The organism is Mycolicibacter sinensis (assembly GCF_001673565.1).
In the GTDB taxonomy this organism is placed as follows: Bacteria; Actinomycetota; Actinomycetes; order Mycobacteriales; family Mycobacteriaceae; genus Mycobacterium; species Mycobacterium sinense_C.
In genome coordinates, this window is record NZ_LZMF01000147.1 from 1 (window position 1) to 21,864 (window position 21,864).

The window sequence follows — 21,864 nt, forward strand, 5'->3', positions numbered from 1 at the left end:
GACTGGTAGTGACACCCCCAGCATCCGCCGGGAACGTCACGAGGAGCGGAGGCCCCGCCCCTTCATCGCATCAACGGTAAATAGGCTGGCAGCCATGCCCGCTCCCGTGCTGTTGCTCGACGGTGCCAGTATGTGGTTCCGGTCCTACTTCGGAGTGCCGTCCTCGATCACCGCCCCCGACGGCCGGCCGGTGAACGCGGTGCGCGGCTTCTTCGACTCGGTAGCCACCTTGATCACCCGGCAGCGTCCCGACCGGCTGGCGGTCTGCCTGGACCTGGACTGGCGCCCGCAGTGGCGGGTGGAGCTCATCCCCTCCTACAAGGCGCACCGGGTGGCCGAAGAAGTGCCGGAGGACACCGACGTCGAGGAAGTGCCCGACGAGCTGAGTCCGCAGGTGGAGATGATCGCCGAGCTGCTCGACGCGTTCGGGATCGCCACCGCCGGAGCGCCGGACTTCGAGGCCGACGACGTGCTGGGCACCCTGGCAGCGGCCGAAACCAAGGATCCGGTGATCGTCGTCAGTGGCGACCGGGACCTGCTGCAGGTGGTCGCCGAGCGCCCCGTCGCGGTGTCGGTGCTCTATCTGGGCCGCGGGCTGGCGCAGGCGACGCTGTTCGGCCCGGCGGAGGTGGCGGAACGCTACGGCCTGCCCGCCGAGCGTGCCGGCGCCGCCTACGCCGAGATGGCGCTGCTGCGCGGTGATCCCTCCGACGGGCTGCCCGGAGTGCCCGGGATCGGCGAGAAGACGGCGGTCGGGCTGCTGGCCCGGCACGGTTCGCTCGCGGCGGTACTGGCCGCCGCCGCCGACCCGGGCTCACCAATGGCCAAAGGGGTGCGGGCCAAATTGCAAGCGGCGCAGGACTATATCGCCGCTGCCGGTCCGGTGGTGCGGGTCGCCACCGACGCCCCGGTCACGCTGTCGACGCCGTCGGACGCTCTCCCTCGGGTGGCTGCCGACCCCGCTCGGGTCGCCGAGCTGGCCGACCGTCTCGGCGTCGGATCCTCGATCGCCCGGCTACAGCGGGCGCTCGACACGCTGCCCGACTGAGCCGGGTTGATGCGGACTACTTGGGCCGGCCGACCTCGTAGGTGCCCGAATTGTCCTGGAAAGTCACGGTCACCTGACGCTTCGTGCCGTCGATGCTGACCTCGCAGTTGAACGTGTCACCCTGCTTGACCACCGGACTCTGGCCGTTGTTGCACCGGACGTCCTTGACGTTCTTGGCGCCGTAGCCGTTGGTCTGGTCGGCCAGGATCTGCTGCACCCCCTGCTGCGCCTTGTCGACGTCGAGCTTGGTGGTCACGAAGAATCCGGGCTTCCAGAACCCGAGCACCAGCACCACCAGGGCGGCGATGCCCAGGCATGCGGCGAGCACGGTGCCGACCAGCGCGGTCGGGCGCTTGCTGCCCGGTCCGGGCTGACCGTACTGGCCGGGCTGCTGGGGATATTGGCCGTATTGGCCGGGCTGACCATACTGGCCCGGCTGGCCCGGCTGGCCGTATTGGCCCGGCTGGCCGTACTGAGCCGGTTGGCCGTATTGCCCGGGCTGGCCGTACTGCGCCGGTTGGCCGTACTGGCCGGGCTGGCCGTATTGGGCCGGCTGGCCGTACTGCTCGGGCTGCGGGTAGCCGGGGTACTGCGGTGTCGAGGGGTAGGACGTCTGCTGCGGGTACTGCGACGGCGTGTAGGCCGGCGGCTGCCACTGCTGCTCGGCGCCGGTTGCCGGACCCTGTCCGGTGCCCGGCTGCTCCTCGGGCTGTCCGGGCTGCTGAGGCTGCCACGGCTGCGTCGGGTCGTATCCCTGCGGTCCGCTCATCGTTGTTCCCCAAGTCCTCTCGCGTAGCGGGTGCTGATCACCGCCGGCTCTCCACCGTAGCGCCCGGCCCAGCCTACCCGGCGTCAACGGCGACGACGCCCCGCAAAACGGTGTCGATGGCCTGTTTTGCCGTTGCTCGCAGTTCGGCGCCGGGCGCCGAGTTGCGCAGCTGATCCAGCAGGTCGAGCACCTGGCGGCACCAGCGCACGAAGTCACCCGCCGACAGCGGCGAACCGGCACCGGCGGCGTCCGAAGCGTCCAAGGCCGACGCCAGGTCCCCGGTGCGCGCCCAGCGATACACCGCGGCGACGAAGCCGTCGTCGGGTTCCCGGCTCGCGGTGATCCCGTGCCGGCGTTCGTCGGCCCGCAGCGCCGCCGAGAGCTTCCGGGTCTGCTGCAGGGCTCGGCGCACCGGCTCGGTGGGTGGTTGCAGGGTCGGCGGTCCGCCCGGGCCGTCCGCGCCGCGTGATTCGTAAAGCACCGCGGAGACCACCGCGGCCAGTTCAGCCGGCCCGAGACCGTCCCAGGCCCCGGTACGCAGACACTCGGCGACCAACAGATCGCTTTCGTTATAGATCCGGGCCAGCATCCGGCCGTCGGCGGTCACTTTCGGATCGCCGTCGCCGGTCGCAATGAAGCCCCGCTCGGCGAGCAGCCCGACGATCCGGTCGAAGGTGCGCGCCAGTGAGTTGGTGGCCGCTTGAACCTTGCGGCGCAGTTGGGCGTTGTCGGCCTCCACGCGCAGGTAGCGCTCGGCGGTGCGCACCCTGTCCTCGCGGTCCGGCTCGGCATGGCTGGGGTGAGCGCGCAGCTGTTGCCGCAGCGCGGCCAATTCCGGATCCACCGCGTCCTCCTGCGGGCCGCCGCCGCGCCGCCCCCGCGCCTTCGGCACCACCAGCCCTTCCGCCGCGGACCGCAACGCCGAAGCCAGATCGCGGCGGACCCGCGGCTGGCGGTGTTCCACCCGCTTGGGCAGGTTCATGGTTCCGATCGGCGGCACGGCGCCCGAATAGTCCGCCGAGGAGATCCGGCCGGCCCAGCGGTGCTCGGTGAGCACCAGCGGCCGCGGTTCGTCGGAATCCCGGTCGGCCTGCAGCACTACCGCCAGACCACCGCGGCGCCCGTGGGTGAGGGTGATGATGTCGCCTTTTCGCAACGCCGCCAGCGCATCACTGGCGGCTCGGCGGCGCTGCAGCCGGGAGGCACGCGCCTGGGCGCGTTCCCGTTCGGAGATCTGCGCCCGCAGCCGGGCGTAGTCGAGGACCGGCGAGTCGCGGCCGCCGAGTTCGGCGGCGATGTCATCCAGGGTCCGTTCGCCGCGTTCGGCGCTGCGCACCAGGCCGACGACCGACCGGTCGGCCTGATACTGGGCGAACGACTGCTCCAACAACCGGTGGGCCTGCTCGGGGCCCATCTGCTGGACGAGGTTGATCGTCATGTTGTACGACGGCGCGAACGAGCTGCGCAACGGGAAGGTTCGGGTAGACGCCAGCCCGGCCACCTGATCGGGATCGGCGGTGGCCTCCCCCGGATGCCACAGCACCACCGCGTGGCCTTCGATGTCGATGCCACGCCGGCCGGCCCGCCCCGTCAGCTGGGTGTACTCGCCCGGTGTCAGCGCGGCGTGCTGCTCGCCGTTGAACTTGACCAATCTTTCGAGCACGACCGTGCGGGCGGGCATGTTGATGCCCAAGGCCAGGGTCTCGGTGGCGAACACGGCCTTGACCAGGCCCGCGGCGAACAGCTCCTCGACGGTGTGGCGGAACACCGGCAGCATCCCGGCGTGGTGGCCGGCCAGTCCGCGCAGCAGCCCTTCGCGCCATTCGTAATAGCCCAACACGGCCAGGTCGTCATCGGCGAGGTCACCGCAGCGGTGGTCGATCACCTCGGCGATGCGGGCTCGCTCCGACTCGGTGGTCAACCGCAGCGGCGAGCGCAGGCACTGCTTGACCGCGGCATCGCAGCCGGCGCGGGAGAACACGAAAGTGATCGCCGGCAGCAGCCCGGCCGAGTCCAGCACTGCGATCACATCGGGGCGCATCGGGGGCCGGTAGCCCGGGCGCCCGGGGCCGCCCCTGCCGTTGTGGCGGCGCGGTGGCCAGTCGGTAAGCCGGTCGGCTTCGCGCCGATGCGCGATGTGCCGCAACAGTTGTGGGTCGACGCGCGCACGGCCAGCGGTGCCCGGGCCGTCGCTGTCGGGGCGGGATCCGAACAGGTCGAAGAGCCGCTTGCCCACCATCATGTGCTGCCACAGCGGCACCGGGCGGTGTTCGTCGACCACGACGGTGGTGTCCCCGCGCACCGTTTGGATCCAGCCGCCGAACTCCTCGGCATTGCTGACCGTCGCCGAGAGGCTGACCAGGCGCACCTCGTCGGCCAGGTGCAGGATCACCTCCTCCCAGACCGCGCCGCGCATCCGGTCGGCCAGGAAGTGTACCTCGTCCATTACCACGTGCGAAAGACCTTGCAGAGCAGGTGAATTCGCGTAGAGCATGTTGCGCAACACCTCGGTGGTCATCACCACCACCGGCGCGTTGGCGTTGACCGACAGGTCGCCGGTCAACAACCCCACTTTGTCCTTGCCGTAGCGGGCGACCAAGTCGGTGTGCTTCTGGTTGCTCAGCGCCTTGATCGGGGTGGTGTAGAAGCACTTTCCGCCGGCCGCCAGGGCCAGGTGCACCGCGAACTCCCCCACCACCGTCTTGCCGGCGCCGGTCGGGGCGCACACCAATACGCCCCGGCCGTCCTGCAGGGCCTGGCAGGCCCGACGCTGGAAGTCGTCCAGTCCGAACGGCAGTTGCGCGGTGAACCGGCTCAGCTCGGGCGCCTCCGGCGGGCTAGTCATGCGGGGCGGCGACGGGTGCGGGGGCGTCGATGGGCGAGGCTTGGTCGTCGCTGAGCTCCGCGGTGGCCTCCCGTTTGGCCTTGCGTTTGTCGTGCAGCCGAGCGATCTGAATCGCGAACTCCTGCAACAGGGTCAGCGTGAAGCCGAGCACGATCATCGAGAACGGGTCCGATCCGGGGGTGAAGAACGCCGCGAACACGAACATCGCGAAGATCAGCCCGCGCCGCCACTCCTTGAGCCGTGCGTAGCTCAAGACGCCGACCTGGTTGAGCATGACGATCAGCAGCGGGAACTCGAAGCTGATCCCGAACACCACCAGCAGGTTCAGCAGGAAACCGAAATAGCGGTCGCCGGACAACGCGGTCACCTGGACGTCACTGCCGACGGTCAGCAGAAAACCCAGCGCCTTGGACAGCACCAGGTAGGCCAGGATCGCGCCGGTGACAAACAGCACGGCCGCCGACACCACGAACACCACCGCGAAGCGCCGCTCCTTGCGGTAGAGCCCCGGGGTGATGAACGCCCACAACTGGTAGAACCAGACCGGGCAGGCCAGCACGATTCCCGCGGCCAAGCCCACCTTGAGCCGCAGCATGAACTGGTCGAAGGGTGCGGTGGCCAGCAGCCGGCACTGCCCATCGGGCGCGATCGAGGCGCGCGCGGAGGCCGGCAACTCGCAGTACGGGTGGCGCAGCCATTCGCCGAGGCTCTCCAGCCCGAAGAGCGGCTGGGTGTACCAGACGAAGCCAATGATCGTGGTGAGCACGATCGCGGCCAGCGAGATCAGCAGCCGGGTGCGCAGCTCACGCAGGTGGTCGACGAGCGACATCGTCCCGTCGGGATTGGTGCGCCTGCGGCGCAGCCGCGGATCCAGCCGCCGCAGAGCTCCGAGCGTGGGCACAGTAGGTCAGGCGCGGTCGCCGCGACGGCGGGGCCGGGCTACGCCGACTGACCGCCGGCCGCCGGCGGGTCGACCCGCTCGGACTGGACGGTGGTCGGAGTGGCGGTCGAATCCGGCTTGGCCTCGCTTTGCAGTTCGCGAACCTCGGATTTGAAGATGCGCAGCGACTTACCCAGCGAGCGCGCCGCGTCGGGCAGTCGCTTGGCGCCGAACAAGATGATCACGGCGACGGCGAGGATCGCCAGGTGCGACGGTCCTAAAGCGTTCACTTTGGTTACCTCCAGACGTCGCCTCGATGCTACCGCAGCTCAGGAAGCCGGCGGTTCAGCGAGGCTCGACGAAGGAGAGGCGAAGCTGGAACCGCCGCATCAACCGGGCGGTTCAGCGAGGCTCGACGAAGGAGAGGCGAAGCTGGAACCGCCGCATTAACCCGGCGGCGCAGCCCGCGGCTGGGTGGCGCCCGTCCAGCTCTCGCCGTCGAAGTAGCGGAGCAGCTCGGGATCGGCGGGATCCGGGTACCAGTTCGGGGGCGCTGCCGCGTCGCTCGGCGGCTTCGATTTGGCCTTGACCAGGAAAACGATGCCCACCGCTACCCCGACGATCAGAACCAGGAAGACGATATCGGCGAACAGCGCTCCGAGGTTGTAGGCGGTCATGATCGCACGTTCTCATAGGCAGCCAGCGCGGCCACCGCGGCGTCGCGCACGCCGGTTGCCAACGACTCGGGCGCCACGACCTGCACCTCATCCCCCATTCCCAGCAGCAGCCGGGTCAACCACTCGTCGGAGGCGTACGTCATCTCCGCCTCACGCCAACCGTCGGGCAATTCGCCCACCAGTCGCATCGGGTAGTACTCGAACATCCACGCCACCGAGGGTGCCACGCGCACGGTCGCGACCGGCATCGACGGGTCGGCGTCGAACAGCGACGTGTCGGTCTCGGCCTGCCGCGCCGGTTCCGGCGGCGCGGACGGCTCGTCGAGCACCGCGGCGCCGTCGATGCGGTCGAAGCGGAACAGCCGCACGCCCGCGGATTCTCGGCACCATGCCTCCAGGTAGCTGTGGTTGGCGATCAGCACTACCCGGATCGGGTCGACGATCCGGTGCGACGAGGTGTCGCGGGAGGCGGCGTAGTAGTCGATGGCCAGCGCACGATGGCGGCGTACGGCCTCGCGCACCACGTCGGCGGCCGGGTTGGCGTGGTCGGCGGCCTCGGATGCTTCCTGCACGGCGGTGCCGGCGGCGTTCTCGATCTTGGCGATCGCGCTGCGAGCGGCCCGGGGGTCGACGATGCCGGGCATGTCGACCAACGCCCGCAAAGCCATCAGCATGGCGGTGGCCTCCGGCGAGGTCAGCCGCAGCGGCCGGTCCACGCCCGCGGATTCGTAGACGTCGATGCGGTCTTCGTAGAACGTCAGGTCGATCAGATCCCCGGGCCCGTAACCGGGCAATCCGCACACCGCCAACTGCTCGAGGTCGGTCTGCAGCTGGCTGAGGCTGACCCCGAGCTCGGCGGCGGCCTGCTCCTTGGTGATGCCCGGGCGCGCCAAGAAGTACGGCACCATGTTGAGCAGTCGCACCAGCCGTTTCGGAAGTTGGTTCACGCCGACACCTCCCGAGCACAGGCGGTGAGCCGGGCCACCACGTCGTCGCGCAACGAGGCCGGGTCCAGTACGACGGCGTCGGCCCCGTATCCGGCGATCTCGCGGGCCAGCCGGTCATGGGTGCCGATGTCGACGCCGATGATGTCGCCGTCGCGGCCGGCCATCGACTCGCGGCCCAGCACCGTGCCGGTCCGGCGCAGCGCCACGGCGCGATCGTCGGCGACCCAGATGCGGGCCTGCAGACCGCTGGGCGCCTGCCCCACCGCCGCCGCCACGATCTGGCGCAGATCGGCGGCCTCGGGCCGGGTGACCGCGCCCGGCGGCCCGATCGGGGTGACGTCGTCGGCGATCCGCGACATCCGGAAGGTGCGGACCGCATCGCGGTCGCGGTCGTGGCCCACCAGGTACCACCGGCCGCCGTGGGTGACCACCCCCCACGGCTCCACGGTGCGGGTGCTGTAGGGCGCCACCGGCGACGGGCGGTGGCCGAACTGCACGGCCTGCCCCGCCTGGACGGCGTCCATCAGCGCCCTCAGCGCCGGCTCGGCGCGATGGATACCGGGCAGCGCCGCCGGCGATGCCACCAGCACGTCGGCTCGATCCGCATCCACATCGACCCCGGCGGCCTGCAGTTTGGCCACCGCACCCTGGGCGTTGGCGCGCAGCTCCGGCGACTGCCACAGCTGGACGGCGACCGCGACCGCGGCCGCCTCTTCGCGGGTCAGCTCGATGGCGGGCAGCTTGTAGGCGTCGGGGTTGATGCGGTAGCCCTCGACCGGGTCGAGGCCCGAGACCTTGCCGGTCTCCAGCGGAATGCCCAGGTCACGCAGCTCGTTCTTGTCGCGTTCGAACATCCGCGAGAACGCGTCGAGGTTCTGGGTGCTGTCGTAGCCGGCGACATTGGTGCGGATCTTTTCCGCGGTGAGGTAACCGCGCGTGGACAGCAACGCGATGACCAGGTTCAGAAGCCGTTCGACTTTGGCGGTCGCCATGAGAAGGAGGATAAGCGCTACATGCTGGCGATCAGCCGCTTGACCCGTTCGTCGACCGAGCGGAACGGGTCCTTGCACAATACGGTGCGCTGGGCCTGGTCGTTGAGCTTGAGGTGCACCCAGTCGACGGTGAAGTCACGGCCGGCGGCCTGTGCGGCACTGATGAATTCGCCGCGCAGTTTGGCCCGGGTGGTCTGCGGCGGGGTGTCGACGGCCGCGTCGACCTCTTCGTCGGTGGTGACCCGGGCCGCCAGGCCCTTGCGCTGCAGCAGATCGAACACGCCGCGGCCCCGCTTGATGTCGTGGTAGGCCAGATCCAGCTGGGCGATCTTGGGGTCGGAGAGCTCCATGTCGTAGCGATCCTGGTAGCGCTGGAACAGCTTTCGTTTGATCACCCAGTCGATCTCGGTGTCCACCTTGGCGAAGTCCTGGGATTCGACGGCGTCGAGTTGGCGGCCCCACAGGTCGATGACCTGCTCGAGCTGCGGGCTGCTGGCCGCGCGAGTGCGCACGTACTCCACGGCCCGCCCGTAGTACTCGCGCTGGATGTCCAAGGCGCCGGCCTGGCGTCCCCCGGCCAGGCGCACCGGCCGCCGACCGGTGACGTCGTGGCTGACCTCCCGGATCGCCCGGATCGGGTTGTCGAGGGAGAAGTCGCGGAAGGGCACCCCCGCCTCGATCATCTCCAGCACCAGCGACGCGCTGCCCACCTTGAGCAGGGTGGAGGTCTCGGACATGTTCGAGTCGCCGACGATGACGTGCAGCCGCCGGTACTTCTCGGCGTCGGCATGCGGCTCGTCGCGGGTGTTGATGATCGGTCGGGAGCGGGTGGTCGCGCTGGACACGCCCTCCCAGATGTGCTCGGCGCGTTGCGACAAGCAGAAGGTGGCGGCCTTGGGGGTCTGCAGCACCTTGCCGGCGCCGCAGATCAGCTGGCGGGTCACCAGGAACGGCAGCAGCACGTCGGAGATGCGGGAGAACTCCCCGGCCCGCACGATCAGGTAGTTCTCGTGGCAGCCGTAGGAGTTGCCGGCCGAGTCGGTGTTGTTTTTGAACAGGTAGATGTCGCCGCCGATGCCCTCATCTGCCAGTCGCTGCTCGGCGTCGATCAGCAGGTCCTCGAGCACCCGTTCGCCGGCCCGGTCGTGGGTGACCAGCTGAATCAGGCTGTCGCATTCGGCGGTGGCGTACTCGGGATGGCTGCCGACATCCAGGTACAGCCGAGCGCCGTTGCGCAGGAACACATTCGAACTGCGTCCCCAGGACACCACTCGGCGAAACAGGTAGCGCGCCACCTCGTCGGGCGACAGTCGCCGGTGGCCGTGAAAGGTGCAGGTGACACCGAACTCGGTCTCGATGCCCATGATTCTGCGCTGCACGTCATCGAGCGTAGCCGTTGAGCAACCGCAACGGTGGTCAGGCCGGGGGGTTCGCCGCCGTGTCGAGGGTTTCCAGCACCACCTCGGCCACCTGCCGCATCGTGGTTCGCTTGTCCATCGCCGCGCGCTGAATCCACTTGAACGCTTCGGGCTCGCTCAAGCCCTGCTTGGACTGCAGCAGGCCCTTGGCCCGTTCGATGAGCTTGCGGGTCGCCAGCTGCTCCGACAGCGTGCTGACCTCGCGTTCCAGTGCGGTGATCTCCTCGGACCGGCTGACCGCCAGCTCGATGGCCGGAACCAGGTCGCCGGGGGTGAAGGGTTTGACCAGATAGGCCATCGCCCCGGCGTCTCGGGCCCGTTCCACCAGGTCGCGCTGGCTGAACGCGGTGAGCATGACGATCGGCGCGATGCGTTTGGCGGCGATCTCGGAGGCCGCGTCGATGCCGTCGCGCCGCGGCATCTTCACGTCCAGAATCACCAGGTCCGGGCGCAGCAGTTCGGCCAGCTCCACGGCTTCCTGGCCGTCGCCGGCCTCACCGACCACCTCGTAGCCCTCTTCCCGCAGCATCTCGGCGAGATCCAGCCGGATCAGCGCCTCGTCCTCGGCGATCAGAACCCGGCGGGCAGGGCGCGGGGTGCTCTCGGATGTCGACGCAGTCATCACCCCATTCTGTCGCGGTTGCCGGCGGCGGCAACCCGGTGGGGCATCGTCTAGGGTAGGAAGCCGCGCGGAAGCCCTCGTATCCCAACTGGCAGAGGAAACGGATTCAAAACCCGTACAGTGTGAGTTCGAATCTCACCGAGGGCACCACGATCACCGCCGGTCAGCGCGGTGCATACATGATCACCGCGACCCCGGCCAGGCAGATCAGCGCACCCAGGACATCGGCGCGATCGGGCCGGAATCCGTCGAAGGCCATGCCCCAGACCAGCGAGCCTGCCACGAACACCCCGCCGTAGGCGGCCAGGATGCGGCCGAAGTGGGCGTCGGGCTGCCAGGTCGCCACGAACCCGTACAGCCCCAAGGCGATCACCCCTGCTCCGGCCCACAGCAGGCCGCGATGCTCACGCACCCCCTGCCACACCAGCCAGGCGCCGCCGATCTCCGCAATCGCGGCCAACACGAACAGCGCAACCGAACGCAGCACCATGGCCGCCGACCCTAGCTGTTCGGTGAAGCCTCCGATTGCGCAGCTCACGGGATTACGCTGTGGAACGTGACCGTCAAGCGGTTCCTGGCCGCGCCGGACGGGGCCCAGAGTCCCTACCGGAGCCCACACTGCATGCCGGCCCGCACCCGGCATTACGCGGCGCGGCTGTCGCAGCGGCTGCGGATCCTCAAGGTCTCCGCCGGGCTGGCCGCGGTCATCAGTGCGGGCTTCGGACTTCTCGAGATCTGGGCCGACCCGACGTACTGGTGGATCGGTGCGCTCAACCTGATCGCCGCCGCCGCCTTTGTGCTGACCCCGCTGCTGTACCACTACGGCGAGCTGATCGCACCCTTGGCGTTCGTCGGCATCGCCTACCTGACGACCTTCGTCATCTGCTGGGTGGTCGGGACCGGCTCGGGAATCCAGTTCTACTTCCTGGCCGCGGCATCGATCAGCGTGCTCATCCTCGGCGTCGATCGGATCAAGCTGGCCGCTGTGGTGGCCGGCATCGGCGCGGCGCTGACCATCGCCCTGCAGTTGCTGGTCCCCGCCCAGAACCTGGATCAGCCGGACTGGCTGCGCAACCTGTCCTTCGCCCTGGTGGTGGTCTCGGCGTGCTTCATGGTGGTCGCCACCATCTGGTACGCGCTGCGCGAGATCGGCCACGCCGAAGCGGCGATGGAGGCCGAGTACGAACGTTCCGAAGCGCTGCTGGCCAACATCCTGCCCACGGCCGTCGCCGACCGGCTGAAGAACCCGGCCGTGGACGTGATCGCCGACAGCTACCCGGACGCCTCGGTGCTGTTCGCCGATATCGCCGACTTCACCCGCCGGGCCAGTCAGACCGACCCCGGCCAACTGGTCGAATTCCTCAACGAGCTCTACACCGGCCTGGACCGGCTTGTCGAGCGGCACGGACTGGAGAAGATCAAGACCAGCGGCGACTCCTACATGGTGGTCAGCGGGGTCCCCAACGCCCGGCCCGATCACCTGCATGCGCTGGCGCGGCTGGCACTCGACATCGCCGACACCATCGCCGACCTGCGCGATCCGCTGGGCCGGCCGGTGTCGCTGCGGATCGGTCTGGCCGCCGGCCCGGTCGTCGCCGGTGTGGTCGGAAACCGCCGCTTTTTCTACGACGTGTGGGGGGATGCGGTCAACCTCGCCTCCCGGATGGAGTCGACCGGCGCCCCGAACCGCATCCAGGTGCCGCAGGACGTCTACCAGCGGTTGAGCAGTGACTTCGTGTTCGAGGAGCGCGGTGACGTCGACGTGAAGGGCAAGGGCGTCATGCACACCTGGTTCCTGGTGGGTGCGCGCCCGCCGGCCTCGCGCGGTCCGGCGTCGCGCTCACTGTCGGTGCCCGCGCGCTGACCGGGTGACTCGACCGGTTTCGGTAAGGTGCCGAACGGTTGTCCCCCAACGCGAAGGAGCGCAATGACGAGGCTTCTGGCTGTGTTCGGCTCGCTCGCCGGACTCGCCACCACCCTCAATGGCTACCGCCCGCTGACCAAGCACGGCTACCCGTCGCTGTACGCGTTCGCGTTCGGGGTGTTCGCCTCGGAGCTTCCGTTGCAACTGATCGCCGGGCAGTCCGCGGCGTTGGCGGCGGTCTCGCGCCGATTGTCGCCGCGGCTACGACGGTTCAGTTGGCTGGTGTCGGTGCTGTCCTGGTTGGGCCTGCTCGGGCTGAGCCATGCCGGCCGCACCGCCAACCGGCCGCTGACCGCGGCGTTGGACGCCGAACTCGGCGCGGGCCGGCGCACCGACGGCGCTGACCTCTGGAAGCGGCCAGGCCCGGACGGCGAAATCGCGAAGGCACCCGGTCTGGTGCGCATGATGCGGGTCTACCGCGACTACGCCACCGATGCCGACATTCCTTACGGCGAATACGGCGGCCGCAACACCCTCGACGTGTGGCGGCACCGCGACCTGCCCCGCGACGGCCGCGCGCCGGTGCTGCTGCAGGTGCCCGGTGGCGCCTGGATGGTGGGAAGCAAACGCGGCCAAGCACATCCGCTGATGACTCACCTGGTGGAGCGGGGCTGGGTGTGCGTGTCGATCAACTACCGGCTCAGTCCGCGCTCCACCTGGCCCGATCACATCGTCGACGTCAAGCGCGCCCTGGCCTGGACGAAAGCCCACATCGCCGACTACGGCGGCGACCCGGACTGGGTCGCGATCACCGGCGGTTCGGCGGGCGGACACCTGTGCGCGCTGACTGCGCTGACCGCCGGCGACCCCCGATTCCAGCCGGGCTTCGCCGATGCCGACACCAGCGTGCGGGCGGCGATCCCGTTCTACGGCATCTACGACTTCACCGGCGACACCGATCTGCACCCGCTGCTGGCACCGACGCTCAGTGCCTACGTGTTCAAGCAGAGCCGCCGCAAGTTCCCCGACACCTACCGCGACGCCTCCCCGATGACGTACATCTCCGCTGACGCGCCACCGTTTTTCGTTCTGCACGGCAGTAACGACTCGCTGGTGCCGGTCGAGCAGGCCCGTGCTTTCACCGCCCGGCTGCGCGATGTCAGCACCAACCCGGTCGTCTACGCGGAACTGCCGGTGGCGCAGCACGCCTTCGACATCTTCGGCTCGCCCCGGGCAGCGCACACCGCGCTGGCCGTCGAGCAGTTCCTTGCCGAGATCTACAGCGCGCGGATCGCCCCGGCCGCCTGACGCGGTCGTCCGGTCGATACCCCGGCCGCTACGCGACATCTGTGCCAGACTTCGGCCATGGAACCAACCCCTTCCGGCCTGCTGCCGCATCTGTGGAAGTCGACGCTGGTCTCCGGTGTTCTGGCGCTGGCCCTAGGCGTGCTGATCCTGGCCTGGCCGGGCCGAACCATCCTGGCGGCCGCCGTGCTGTTCGGCATCTACCTGGTGATCACCGGGGTCGCCCAGGTGATCTTCGCGTTCAGCCTGCCGGTCGTATCCGCAGGCGGGCGGGTGCTGCTGTTCCTCAGCGGTACCGCGTCGGTGATCCTGGCCGTGCTGTGTTTCCGGCATTTCCACTCCGAGGAGGAAGCCCTCGCGGTGCTGCTGCTGGCCATCTGGATCGCGGTCGGCTTCATCTTCCGCGGTGTGGCCACCACCGTCGCCGGCATCAGTGACCCGGCGCTGCCGGGCCGTGGCTGGCAGATCTTCATGGGCGTGATCAGCCTGCTGGCCGGGCTGGTGATTCTGGCGGCGCCGTTCACCTCGCTGTGGATCCTGGCGCTGGTGGTCGGCTGGTGGTTGATCGTCATCGGGATCGTCGAGATCGTCACCGCCCTCAAGATCCGTACCGCCTCCCGCAAGATCGACGCGGCGCTGTCGGGCAGCTAGCCGCCCGACAGCTTCGGGACCCGTCGGCGCCAACGCGGGTACCCTAAGTCCTAACCCGTATGACACCTGTCTGATGCTCTGATCTGGAGTCCGCGCAATGCCCGAGTCCGGGATGCCCTCGCTGTCGCCTGAATCTCAACCGTCCTGGCCGCCGGCCGGCGGAGGCTATCCCCCGCCGGGCTACCCCTACCCGCACCCGGCGCCCGGGCAGTACCCCGGCTACCCCCCGCCCGGCCCCAGCGCGCCACGGAACGGGATGGGCATCGCTGCCCTGGTGGTAGCCATCGCCGGAATCGTGACCGCGCTGTCGGTGATCGGCGGGGTGGTGCTGGGCATCGTCGCGATGGTGCTCGGGTTTCTCGGGCACAGCCGTGCCAAACGCGGCGAAGCCGACAACGGCGGGGTCGCCATCGCCGGTATCGTCCTCGGGGCGCTGGCGGTGGTCGCCGGAATCGGGTGCATCTTCGTCTACGTCGGCATCTGGCGGACCGCGGGCGGCGGCGACTACGTGGACTGCATGACGAAGGCGGGTTCGGATGCCGGCGCCCAGCAACAGTGCACCGACCGGTTCCGTGAGCACTTCGAGAACAAGTTCGGCACCGCCGAAGCACCCTTGGTGCAGGAATCGTCGGACTCGGCGCTGATGCCGGCCTAGCGCTTGGCGCTCGGGAAGTACTTCAAGACGCCCTCTTGGGTGACGGTGGCGAGCAGCTGACCGGCCCGGTCGAAGAAGTGCCCGGCACCCAGCCCGCGCGAATCGGCCGCCACCGGCGAAGACGTCGCGTACAGCACCCAGTCGTCGAAACGCACCGGCCGGTGAAACCACAGGGTGTGGTTGGCGCTGGCCGCGAAGATCCGGTCGAAGCCCCACGACAGCCCGTGGGTGGTGATGATCGAATCCAGCACAGTGGTGTCCGACGAATACACCATCAGCGCGGTGTGCAGCACCGGGTCCTCGGGCAACACCCCGTCGGCTTTCATCCAGACCCGATTGTGATCGAGCCGCCCGCCCTTGTCGCGCATTACCCAGGCCGGATCATTGGTGTACCGCCACTCGATCGGATGGGGGGCATTGACGAAGCTGGGCACCACTTCCTCGTAGCCCTTGAGCACCTCACGGACCCTGGGCAGCGTCTCCGGATCGGGGACCGCCGGCGCTGCCACGCCGTGCTCGAGCCCGCGACCACCCGAGAGGTAGGACACCATCGCGGTGGCGACCAGGGTGTCGCCCTGCATCGCATCCACCCGCCGGTTGGCGAACCGGCGTTCGTCGCGCAGCCGGTGCACCCGGAACTCGATGTCGCGGGCCGGATCTCCGCCGTTGATGAAGTGGACGGACAACGCGCCGGGCGGCAGGTGCGCGGCGACGGTGCGGCTCGCGGCGACAAACGACTGCGCCATCAGTTGTCCACCGAAGGTGCGCAGCGGGGTTTTGCTGGGATGCGATCCGACGAACACGTCGTCTTGGGGGGTCTTGAGATCCAGTACGGCCAACAGCTCCGCGAAGTCGGTGTTTGACTCGGCCGGCACTAGACGTCGTCCTCCCCGATCCGGTGCACGTGGATCAGGTTGGTCGAGCCCACGGTACCGGGCGGGGCGCCCGCGACGATGACCACCAGGTCACCGCGGTGATAGCGGCCCAGATCCAGCAGCGCCTTGTCGACCTGACGGATCATCCCATCGGTCGACTGCATCTGCGGGACGATAAATGTCTCAGTGCCCCAAGTCATTGCGAGTTGACTACGGACTTCGGGCAGCGCGGTGAACGCCAGCAACGGCAGCGGGGTGTGCAACCGGGCCAGCCGCCGTACGGTGTCACCGGACTGGGTGAAGGCCACCAGCGCCTTGGCGTCGAGTCGTTCACCGATCTCGCGAGCCGCATAGGAGATCACTCCGCGCTTGGTGCGTGGGATATGGCTCAACGGCGGTGCGGCGGTGGAATTCTCCTCCACGGCACACACGATCCTGCTCATCGTGCGCACCGCCTCCAGGGCGTACTTGCCCACGGCGGTCTCACCGGAGAGCATCACCGCGTCGGCGCCGTCGAGCACCGCGTTGGCCACATCGGACGCCTCGGCCCGGGTCGGCCGGAAGTTCTCGATCATCGATTCGAGCATCTGGGTCGCGACGATCACCGGCCGGGCGTTCTCCCGCGCCACCTGGATGGCGCGCTTCTGCACCAACGGCACCTCTTCGAGAGCGAGCTCCACTCCCAGGTCACCGCGAGCGACCATCACCGCGTCGAACGCCAGCACCACGGCTTCGAGGTCTTCGATCGCCTCGGGCTTCTCCAGCTTGGCGATCACCGGAACCCGGCGCCCGACCCGGTCCATCACCTCGTGCACCAACTCGACATCCGACGGCGAGCGCACGAACGACAGCGCCACCATGTCGACGCCGAGGGTCAGGGCGAATTCCAGGTCCTCGATGTCCTTTTCCGACAGCGCGGGCGCCGAGACCTTCATGCCCGGCAGGGACATGCCCTTGTGGTTGCTGACCGGGCCGCCCTCGGTGACCGTGCACACCACGTCCTCGCCGTCGATGTGCTCGACGACCAGGCCGACCTTGCCGTCGTCGACCAAGACCCGGTCCCCGGGCGCGGCGTCGGCGGCCAGCTGTTTATAGGTGGTCGAAACCCGGTCGTGGTCGCCGGGGCAGTCGGCGACGGTGATCCGCACCGTCTCGCCGTTGGCCCAGTAAGTGGGCCCGTCAGCGAAACGCCCCAGCCGGATCTTGGGCCCCTGCAGATCGGCGAGCACGCCGACCGCCCGCCCGGTCGCGTCCGATGCGATGCGCACCCATTCGTAGGAGGCTTGGTGGTCCTCGTGGTCGCCGTGGCTGAAGTTCAGACGGGCCACATCCATGCCCGCGTCGACCAATGACCTGACCATTTCCGCGGAGTGGGTCGCCGGGCCAAGAGTGCAGACGATCTTGCCGCGTCTATTCACGCCGTCAGCATAGTCGGGCCGGCTGAGCCGTCGTCCTCAGGAACGGTTGGCGCCAACGGGTTAGGTAGCGTCGCGCAGCTTTCGGCCGTGCTTGTCATGTACCCGCCCGCTCAGCATGAGGATCGCCTCGATGATGCCCCAGATAGCCGGCACACTGATGCCGATCCCGTAGGTGGTGACGGTGGCCACCAGACCGATCAACAGCTGCACCAGACCGAGTCCGACCTGGCCCAGGTACATCCGGCCGAACCCGAGGAAGCCGAAGAACCCGAGCAGCTGCAGCAGGGCCGCGGTGACTTTCGACTTGTCCGAGTAGGGCTGCCCGGTCACCGGATGGCGGCCGTAGGGCGCCCACATGTCCGGATGGCCCGGATACGGGGGCGGATAGCCTGGTGGCGGTTGCTGGTACGGCTGCTGCCAATTGCCTTGTGACCATGATGGGTCGGTCATGTCTGCGAGCATGCCAGAAATGCCGGCAGGGCCGCGCGGGCCGCTATCAGCGCTGGTCAGCGTCGTCGACGGCGTCCGGTTCGGCTTCGGAGTCCTCGTCTGACCCGTCGTTTACCTCGACCTCGGGCTCGGCTTCGGGCTCGGGCTCCGATTCGGCGTCTTCGTCGTCGGTTTCAGGCTCGAGTTCCGGCTCGAGCTCAGCGTCTTCGTCGGTTTCGGACTCATCGTCGAGCTCGGGTTCGGCGTCTTCATCGGCCTCGTCCGCATCCTCACCGGTGTCGGCCTCGTCGTCGGATAGCGGCTCGGGCTCAGCGTCTTCGTCCGATAGCGCCTCGGGTTCGTCGACCTCGTCGGTGCCGCTGTCCTGGACAGCTTCGATGTCTTCGTCGGCTTCGACGTCGGCGTTCTCGTCGGCTTCGGCCTCGACCTCGAAGACTTCGACGTCTTCAGCGTCTTTGATGTCTTCGATGTCTTCGGTGATCTCGGCGTCTTCGGCGACAGCGTCGTCAGCTCCGCCGTCCTCCACCACGGTTTCGCTTTCGCCCATAAGCCTTTTCGGCACCCGGACCACCGATCCGACGCCGTTTGCGGCGCCGAGCGCCACCAAGTCCTCTTCGGCTTCCGGCTCCGGCTCGGCCGCCACCGCCTGCTGCCCGGATCCCTGCTGCTCCCAAGCGCGGCGGATGACGTCCGGATCCTCACGGCCCTTGGTGGCCAGCAGGATGTAGACCACCGCACCGATGAACACGAAGGTCGAGGTGAACGAGTTCACCCGGATGCCGGCGATGTGGGTGGCCGCATCATCACGCAGCAATTCGATGCCGAAGCGCCCGATGCAGTAACCGGCGACATACAGCGCGAACAGCCGGCCGTGCCCCATCCGGAACCGCCGGTCGGCGTAGATCAGCACCGCGAATACCGCGAGGTTCCAGAGCAATTCGTACAGGAAAGTCGGCTGGACGATCTTGTACAGTTCCCCGGTCGACACGCCGTCGAGCAGGTGCGGATCGCGTACCCCGGCAGCGTCCTCACGCCAGAAGATCTCCAGCCCCCACGGCAGCGTCGTCTCCCGGCCGTAGAGCTCCTGATTGAAGTAGTTGCCGATGCGCCCGATCGCCTGCGCCAACACGATGCCGGGCGCGACCGCGTCGCCGAAGGCCGGCAGCGGGATCCCGCGACGGCGGCAGCCGATCCAGGCGCCGATACCGCCGAGCGCCACCGCACCCCAGATGCCCAGACCGCCGTCCCAGATACGTGGCGTGGCCTCCCATCCGACGCCGCCCTCACCGAAGTAGGTTCGCCAGTCCGTCATCAGGTGATACAGCCGTCCACCGATCAACCCGAACGGCACCGCCCACAGCGCGATGTCATAGATGACGCCCGGCTCGCCGCCGCGGGCCCGCCACCGGCGGTCCCCGATCAGCAGGGCGATGACGATCCCGATGATGATGCACAGTGCATAAGCCCGGATGGGCACCGGGCCCAGATGCCAGACCCCGCGTGCAGGACTGGGAAAGTAGGTCAGCCAGTTCAACGTCATCCGTGCGAAACCTTCTGACGCACACCAGAAGCAAGTTCTTCGGTCAAGGACCGCAGCGTGGGCAGGCTATCGGTGAGTGCGGTGACCAGTGCCGAACCCACGATGACGCCGTCGGCGTAGGCGCCGATCTCGGCGGCCTGCACCCCAGACCGCACCCCCAACCCCACCCCGACGGGAATGTCGGAGGCCTCCCGGACCCGGCGCACCAGTTCCGGTGCGGCGTTGGACACCGTGTCGCGAGCACCGGTGACGCCCATTGTCGACGCGGCGTAGACGAATCCGCTTGAGGCATGCGCGGTTTCGGCAAGTCGCTGCGGTGTCGACGACGGTGCCACCAGGAAGATCCGGTCCAGCCCGTGCTGCTCGGAGGCGGCCATCCAGTCGTCGGCCTCGTCGATGATCAGGTCGGGTGTGATCAACCCGAGGCCACCGGCCGAAGCGAGATCACGAGCGAATGCGTCGACCCCGTAGCGCAGCACCGGATTCCAGTAGGTCATCACCACCGCGCGGCCGCCGGCGCGGGTGATCGCCTCGACCACGGTCAGGGTGTCACGCACCCGGACACCGCCCCGCAGCGCGGCCTCGGCGGCCCCTGCGACGGTCGGGCCGTCCATTCCCGGATCGGAGTACGGCACGCCGACTTCGACCAGGTCGCAACCCGCCTCGACCAGCGTGGTCATCGCGGCGATGGAGCCCGGCACGTCCGGGTAGCCGGTCGGCAGGTAGCCGATCAGGGCGGCGCGGCCCTCGTCGTGGCACGCGGCGAACATCGAGGCCAGCCGGTCGCCGGCGTGACCGCTCATGCCTGACCGCCCTCGTCGTCGAGCAGGCCGAACCACTTGGCGGCGGTCTCGACGTCCTTGTCGCCGCGCCCGGACAGGTTCGCCACGACGATTTTGCCCGGGCCCAGCTCGGCGGCCAGCTGCAGCGCACCGGCCACCGCGTGCGCGGATTCGATCGCCGGGATGATTCCCTCAGTGCGGCAGAGTATTCCGAATGCCTCCATCGCCTCGGTGTCGGTGATCGGCCGGTACTCGGCGCGCCCCGTCTCGCGCAGCCAGGCGTGCTCCGGGCCGACGCCGGGGTAGTCCAGCCCCGCCGAGATCGAATGGGATTCGATGGTCTGACCGTCTTCGTCTTGCAGCAGGTAGGAGAACGACCCCTGGAACGCGCCCGGGGATCCGCCGGTGAACGTCGCGGCGTGCCGGCCGGTGGCCACGCCGTCGCCGCCGGCTTCGTATCCGATCAGCCGCACCGCCGGGTCGTCCAGGAACGCGTGGAAGATGCCGATGGCGTTCGATCCGCCGCCTACGCAGGCCACCACGGCATCGGGCAGCCGGCCCGCCATCTGCTGGATCTGCGTGCGGGTCTCCAGGCCGACGATCCGCTGGAAGTCGCGCACCATGGTCGGGAACGGGTGCGGCCCGGCGGCGGTGCCGAAGCAGTAGTAGGTGCGATCGGCGTTGGTCACCCAGTCCCGGAACGCCTCGTTGATAGCGTCCTTCAAGGTCTGCGAGCCCGACTCCACCGAGACCACCTCGGCACCCAGCAACCGCATCCGGGCCACGTTGAGCGCTTGGCGTCGGGTGTCGACGGCGCCCATGTAGATCACGCACTCCAGCCCCAGCAGGGCGCAGGCGGTGGCGGTGGCCACCCCGTGCTGGCCGGCACCGGTCTCGGCGATCACCCGGGTCTTGCCCATGCGCCGCGCCAGCAACGCCTGACCGAGCACGTTGTTGATCTTGTGCGAGCCGGTGTGGTTCAGATCCTCGCGTTTGAGGAAGATGCGTGCCCCGCCGGCGTGGGCGGAGAGGCGTTCGGCCTCATACAGCGGTGAGGGCCGGCCGGTGTAGTGCGTCTGCAGGTTGTCGAGAGTGTCGAGGAACTCGCGGTCATTGCGCACCTTGTCGTAGGCGGCGGTGACTTCTTCGATGACCGCCATCAACGCCTCGGCGACGTATCGACCGCCGTAGGCGCCGAAGTGCCCGCGGGCGTCGGGGTCGTGCCGGCTCGGTTCGGCCACTCCGGCGCTGGCGCGCGGAAGAGGAGGCTGGGCGGTGTCCGACATCTAGCGGGCCGACTTCGGGCAGGACGGATGCTTACCCGCACTGACCAAATCGGCAACGGCCGCCCGCGGGTCGCCGCTGGTGACCAGTCCCTCACCGACCAGAACGGCGTCCGCGCCGGCGCCGGCGTAGGCCAGCAGGTCCGCGGTGCCGCGAACTCCGGACTCGGCGATCTTGACCACCTCGGTGGGCAGGCCCGGCGCGATCCGCGCGAAGCAGTCCCGGTCGACCTCCAGCGTGTGCAAGTCGCGGGCGTTGACCCCGATCACCTTGGCGCCGGCGGTCAGGGCCCGGTCGGCCTCTTCCTCGGTGTGCACCTCCACCAGGGCGGTCATCCCGAGGGACTCGGTGCGGTCGAGCATCGAGACCAGGGCCTGCTGTTCGAGCGCCGCCACGATCAGCAACAGCATGTCCGCGCCATGGGCGCGTGCTTCGTGAATCTGGTAGGGCCGCACGATGAAGTCCTTGCGCAGCACCGGCACCGACACCGCGGCGCGCACCGCGTCCAGGTCGGCCAGCGAGCCGTTGAACCGGCGCTGTTCGGTCAGCACACTGATCGCGCGGGCACCGCCTTCGGCGTAGGCGCAGGCGAGTTCGGCCGGGTCGGCGATGGCGGCCAGTTGGCCCTTCGACGGGCTGGCGCGCTTGACCTCGGCGATCACCGCGATGCCGGGCTCTCGCAGTGCCGCCATGACGTCCCGCGGCGCGGGCATGGCCTCGGCTGCCGCCTTGACTTGCGCCAGGCTGACGACGGCCTCCCGGGCGGCAACGTCGGCGCAGACTCCTTCGATGATGGAGTCGAGCACGGTTGCCGAACTCATGTCTGCCGGTTCCTCTCGCAC

22 protein-coding genes and 1 tRNA gene are annotated in these 21,864 nt (G+C 68.9%); 6 read left to right on the plus strand and 17 right to left on the minus strand.

Going from position 1 to position 21,864, the window contains the following annotated elements:
* Nucleotides 1-94 precede the first annotated feature (94 nt).
* Nucleotides 95-1,048 (plus strand): 5'-3' exonuclease, encoded by a 954-nt coding sequence (locus A5648_RS21595; RefSeq protein WP_065026529.1) that lies wholly within the window; start codon nucleotides 95-97, stop codon nucleotides 1,046-1,048.
* 16 nt (nucleotides 1,049-1,064) lie between these two features.
* On the opposite strand, the gene A5648_RS21600 is transcribed toward A5648_RS21595, so the two are convergent.
* From A5648_RS21600 to A5648_RS21640, 9 genes are all read right to left on the minus strand, one after another.
* On the minus strand, nucleotides 1,065-1,817 hold the full coding sequence (locus A5648_RS21600) for a DUF4333 domain-containing protein (protein ID WP_065026530.1): 753 nt from the start codon (nucleotides 1,815-1,817) through the stop codon (nucleotides 1,065-1,067).
* A 73-nt stretch (nucleotides 1,818-1,890) separates the two neighbouring features.
* Nucleotides 1,891-4,662: a DEAD/DEAH box helicase gene (locus tag A5648_RS21605; protein WP_065026531.1), complete on the minus strand. Its 2,772-nt coding sequence runs from the start codon at nucleotides 4,660-4,662 to the stop codon at nucleotides 1,891-1,893.
* Nucleotides 4,655-5,491: a twin-arginine translocase subunit TatC gene (tatC, locus tag A5648_RS21610; protein WP_428844368.1), complete on the minus strand. Its 837-nt coding sequence runs from the start codon at nucleotides 5,489-5,491 to the stop codon at nucleotides 4,655-4,657. Before tatC ends, A5648_RS21605 begins: the two co-directional genes overlap by 8 nt.
* 110 nt (nucleotides 5,492-5,601) lie before the next feature.
* Entirely contained in the window at nucleotides 5,602-5,832 is a 231-nt protein-coding gene (gene tatA, locus A5648_RS21615; protein ID WP_064855676.1) for a Sec-independent protein translocase subunit TatA, read from the minus strand.
* 156 nt (nucleotides 5,833-5,988) lie between these two features.
* On the minus strand, nucleotides 5,989-6,219 hold the full coding sequence (locus A5648_RS21620; protein ID WP_065026533.1) for a DUF2510 domain-containing protein: 231 nt from the start codon (nucleotides 6,217-6,219) through the stop codon (nucleotides 5,989-5,991).
* Nucleotides 6,216-7,166 (minus strand): helix-turn-helix transcriptional regulator, encoded by a 951-nt coding sequence (locus tag A5648_RS21625; protein WP_065026534.1) that lies wholly within the window; start codon nucleotides 7,164-7,166, stop codon nucleotides 6,216-6,218. Before A5648_RS21625 ends, A5648_RS21620 begins: the two co-directional genes overlap by 4 nt.
* Entirely contained in the window at nucleotides 7,163-8,158 is a 996-nt protein-coding gene (locus tag A5648_RS21630) for a helix-turn-helix transcriptional regulator (protein WP_065026535.1), read from the minus strand. The genes A5648_RS21625 and A5648_RS21630 overlap by 4 nt, the downstream gene beginning before the upstream one ends.
* A 17-nt stretch (nucleotides 8,159-8,175) precedes the next feature.
* On the minus strand, nucleotides 8,176-9,537 hold the full coding sequence (pafA, locus tag A5648_RS21635) for a Pup--protein ligase (protein WP_109470887.1): 1,362 nt from the start codon (nucleotides 9,535-9,537) through the stop codon (nucleotides 8,176-8,178).
* Between the two features lie 37 nt (nucleotides 9,538-9,574).
* Nucleotides 9,575-10,198, minus strand: coding sequence for an ANTAR domain-containing response regulator (locus tag A5648_RS21640; protein WP_065026537.1), 624 nt, complete (start codon nucleotides 10,196-10,198; stop codon nucleotides 9,575-9,577).
* A gap of 73 nt (nucleotides 10,199-10,271) precedes the next feature.
* Between A5648_RS21640 and A5648_RS21645 the strand changes: the two genes are divergently transcribed.
* Nucleotides 10,272-10,348, plus strand: a tRNA-Leu gene (locus A5648_RS21645).
* Between the two features lie 13 nt (nucleotides 10,349-10,361).
* On the opposite strand, the gene A5648_RS21650 is transcribed toward A5648_RS21645, so the two are convergent.
* Nucleotides 10,362-10,688 (minus strand): YnfA family protein, encoded by a 327-nt coding sequence (locus A5648_RS21650; RefSeq protein ID WP_065026538.1) that lies wholly within the window; start codon nucleotides 10,686-10,688, stop codon nucleotides 10,362-10,364.
* A gap of 66 nt (nucleotides 10,689-10,754) precedes the next feature.
* Here A5648_RS21650 and A5648_RS21655 point away from each other — a divergent pair, with 66 nt between their 5' ends.
* The 4 genes from A5648_RS21655 (at nucleotide 10,755) to A5648_RS21670 (ending at nucleotide 14,673) form a co-directional block, all read left to right on the plus strand.
* Nucleotides 10,755-12,062, plus strand: a complete 1,308-nt coding sequence (locus tag A5648_RS21655; protein ID WP_207511806.1) for an adenylate/guanylate cyclase domain-containing protein — start codon at nucleotides 10,755-10,757, stop codon at nucleotides 12,060-12,062.
* Between the two features lie 63 nt (nucleotides 12,063-12,125).
* A complete protein-coding gene (locus A5648_RS21660) occupies nucleotides 12,126-13,370 on the plus strand; it encodes an alpha/beta hydrolase (protein ID WP_065026539.1) in 1,245 nt (414 codons plus the stop codon).
* A 39-nt stretch (nucleotides 13,371-13,409) separates the two neighbouring features.
* Nucleotides 13,410-14,018 carry an HdeD family acid-resistance protein gene (locus A5648_RS21665; protein ID WP_065026540.1) on the plus strand — a complete coding sequence of 203 codons (609 nt, stop codon included), beginning with the start codon at nucleotides 13,410-13,412 and terminating at the stop codon, nucleotides 14,016-14,018.
* Between the two features lie 97 nt (nucleotides 14,019-14,115).
* Nucleotides 14,116-14,673 carry a DUF4190 domain-containing protein gene (locus A5648_RS21670; protein WP_065026541.1) on the plus strand — a complete coding sequence of 186 codons (558 nt, stop codon included), beginning with the start codon at nucleotides 14,116-14,118 and terminating at the stop codon, nucleotides 14,671-14,673.
* Here A5648_RS21670 and A5648_RS21675 read toward each other — a convergent pair.
* Genes A5648_RS21675 through trpC form a run of 7 tightly spaced genes read right to left on the minus strand, consistent with a single transcriptional unit; the run spans nucleotide 14,670 to nucleotide 21,843 of the window.
* Nucleotides 14,670-15,548, minus strand: coding sequence for an acyl-CoA thioesterase II (locus tag A5648_RS21675; RefSeq protein WP_065026542.1), 879 nt, complete (start codon nucleotides 15,546-15,548; stop codon nucleotides 14,670-14,672). The two genes, A5648_RS21670 and A5648_RS21675, sit on opposite strands and share 4 nt — an antisense overlap.
* Nucleotides 15,548-16,966, minus strand: coding sequence for a pyruvate kinase (gene pyk / locus A5648_RS21680; RefSeq protein ID WP_065026543.1), 1,419 nt, complete (start codon nucleotides 16,964-16,966; stop codon nucleotides 15,548-15,550). The genes A5648_RS21675 and pyk overlap by 1 nt, the downstream gene beginning before the upstream one ends.
* 60 nt (nucleotides 16,967-17,026) lie before the next feature.
* Nucleotides 17,027-17,428: an NINE protein gene (locus A5648_RS21685; RefSeq protein WP_082966629.1), complete on the minus strand. Its 402-nt coding sequence runs from the start codon at nucleotides 17,426-17,428 to the stop codon at nucleotides 17,027-17,029.
* A gap of 34 nt (nucleotides 17,429-17,462) precedes the next feature.
* On the minus strand, nucleotides 17,463-18,956 hold the full coding sequence (gene lgt, locus A5648_RS21690; RefSeq protein WP_082966630.1) for a prolipoprotein diacylglyceryl transferase: 1,494 nt from the start codon (nucleotides 18,954-18,956) through the stop codon (nucleotides 17,463-17,465).
* Nucleotides 18,953-19,759, minus strand: a complete 807-nt coding sequence (gene trpA / locus A5648_RS21695) for a tryptophan synthase subunit alpha (RefSeq protein WP_065026544.1) — start codon at nucleotides 19,757-19,759, stop codon at nucleotides 18,953-18,955. Before trpA ends, lgt begins: the two co-directional genes overlap by 4 nt.
* On the minus strand, nucleotides 19,756-21,024 hold the full coding sequence (gene trpB / locus A5648_RS21700; protein WP_065026545.1) for a tryptophan synthase subunit beta: 1,269 nt from the start codon (nucleotides 21,022-21,024) through the stop codon (nucleotides 19,756-19,758). Before trpB ends, trpA begins: the two co-directional genes overlap by 4 nt.
* Nucleotides 21,025-21,843: an indole-3-glycerol phosphate synthase TrpC gene (trpC, locus tag A5648_RS21705; RefSeq protein WP_065026546.1), complete on the minus strand. Its 819-nt coding sequence runs from the start codon at nucleotides 21,841-21,843 to the stop codon at nucleotides 21,025-21,027.
* Nucleotides 21,844-21,864: the final 21 nt, after the last annotated feature.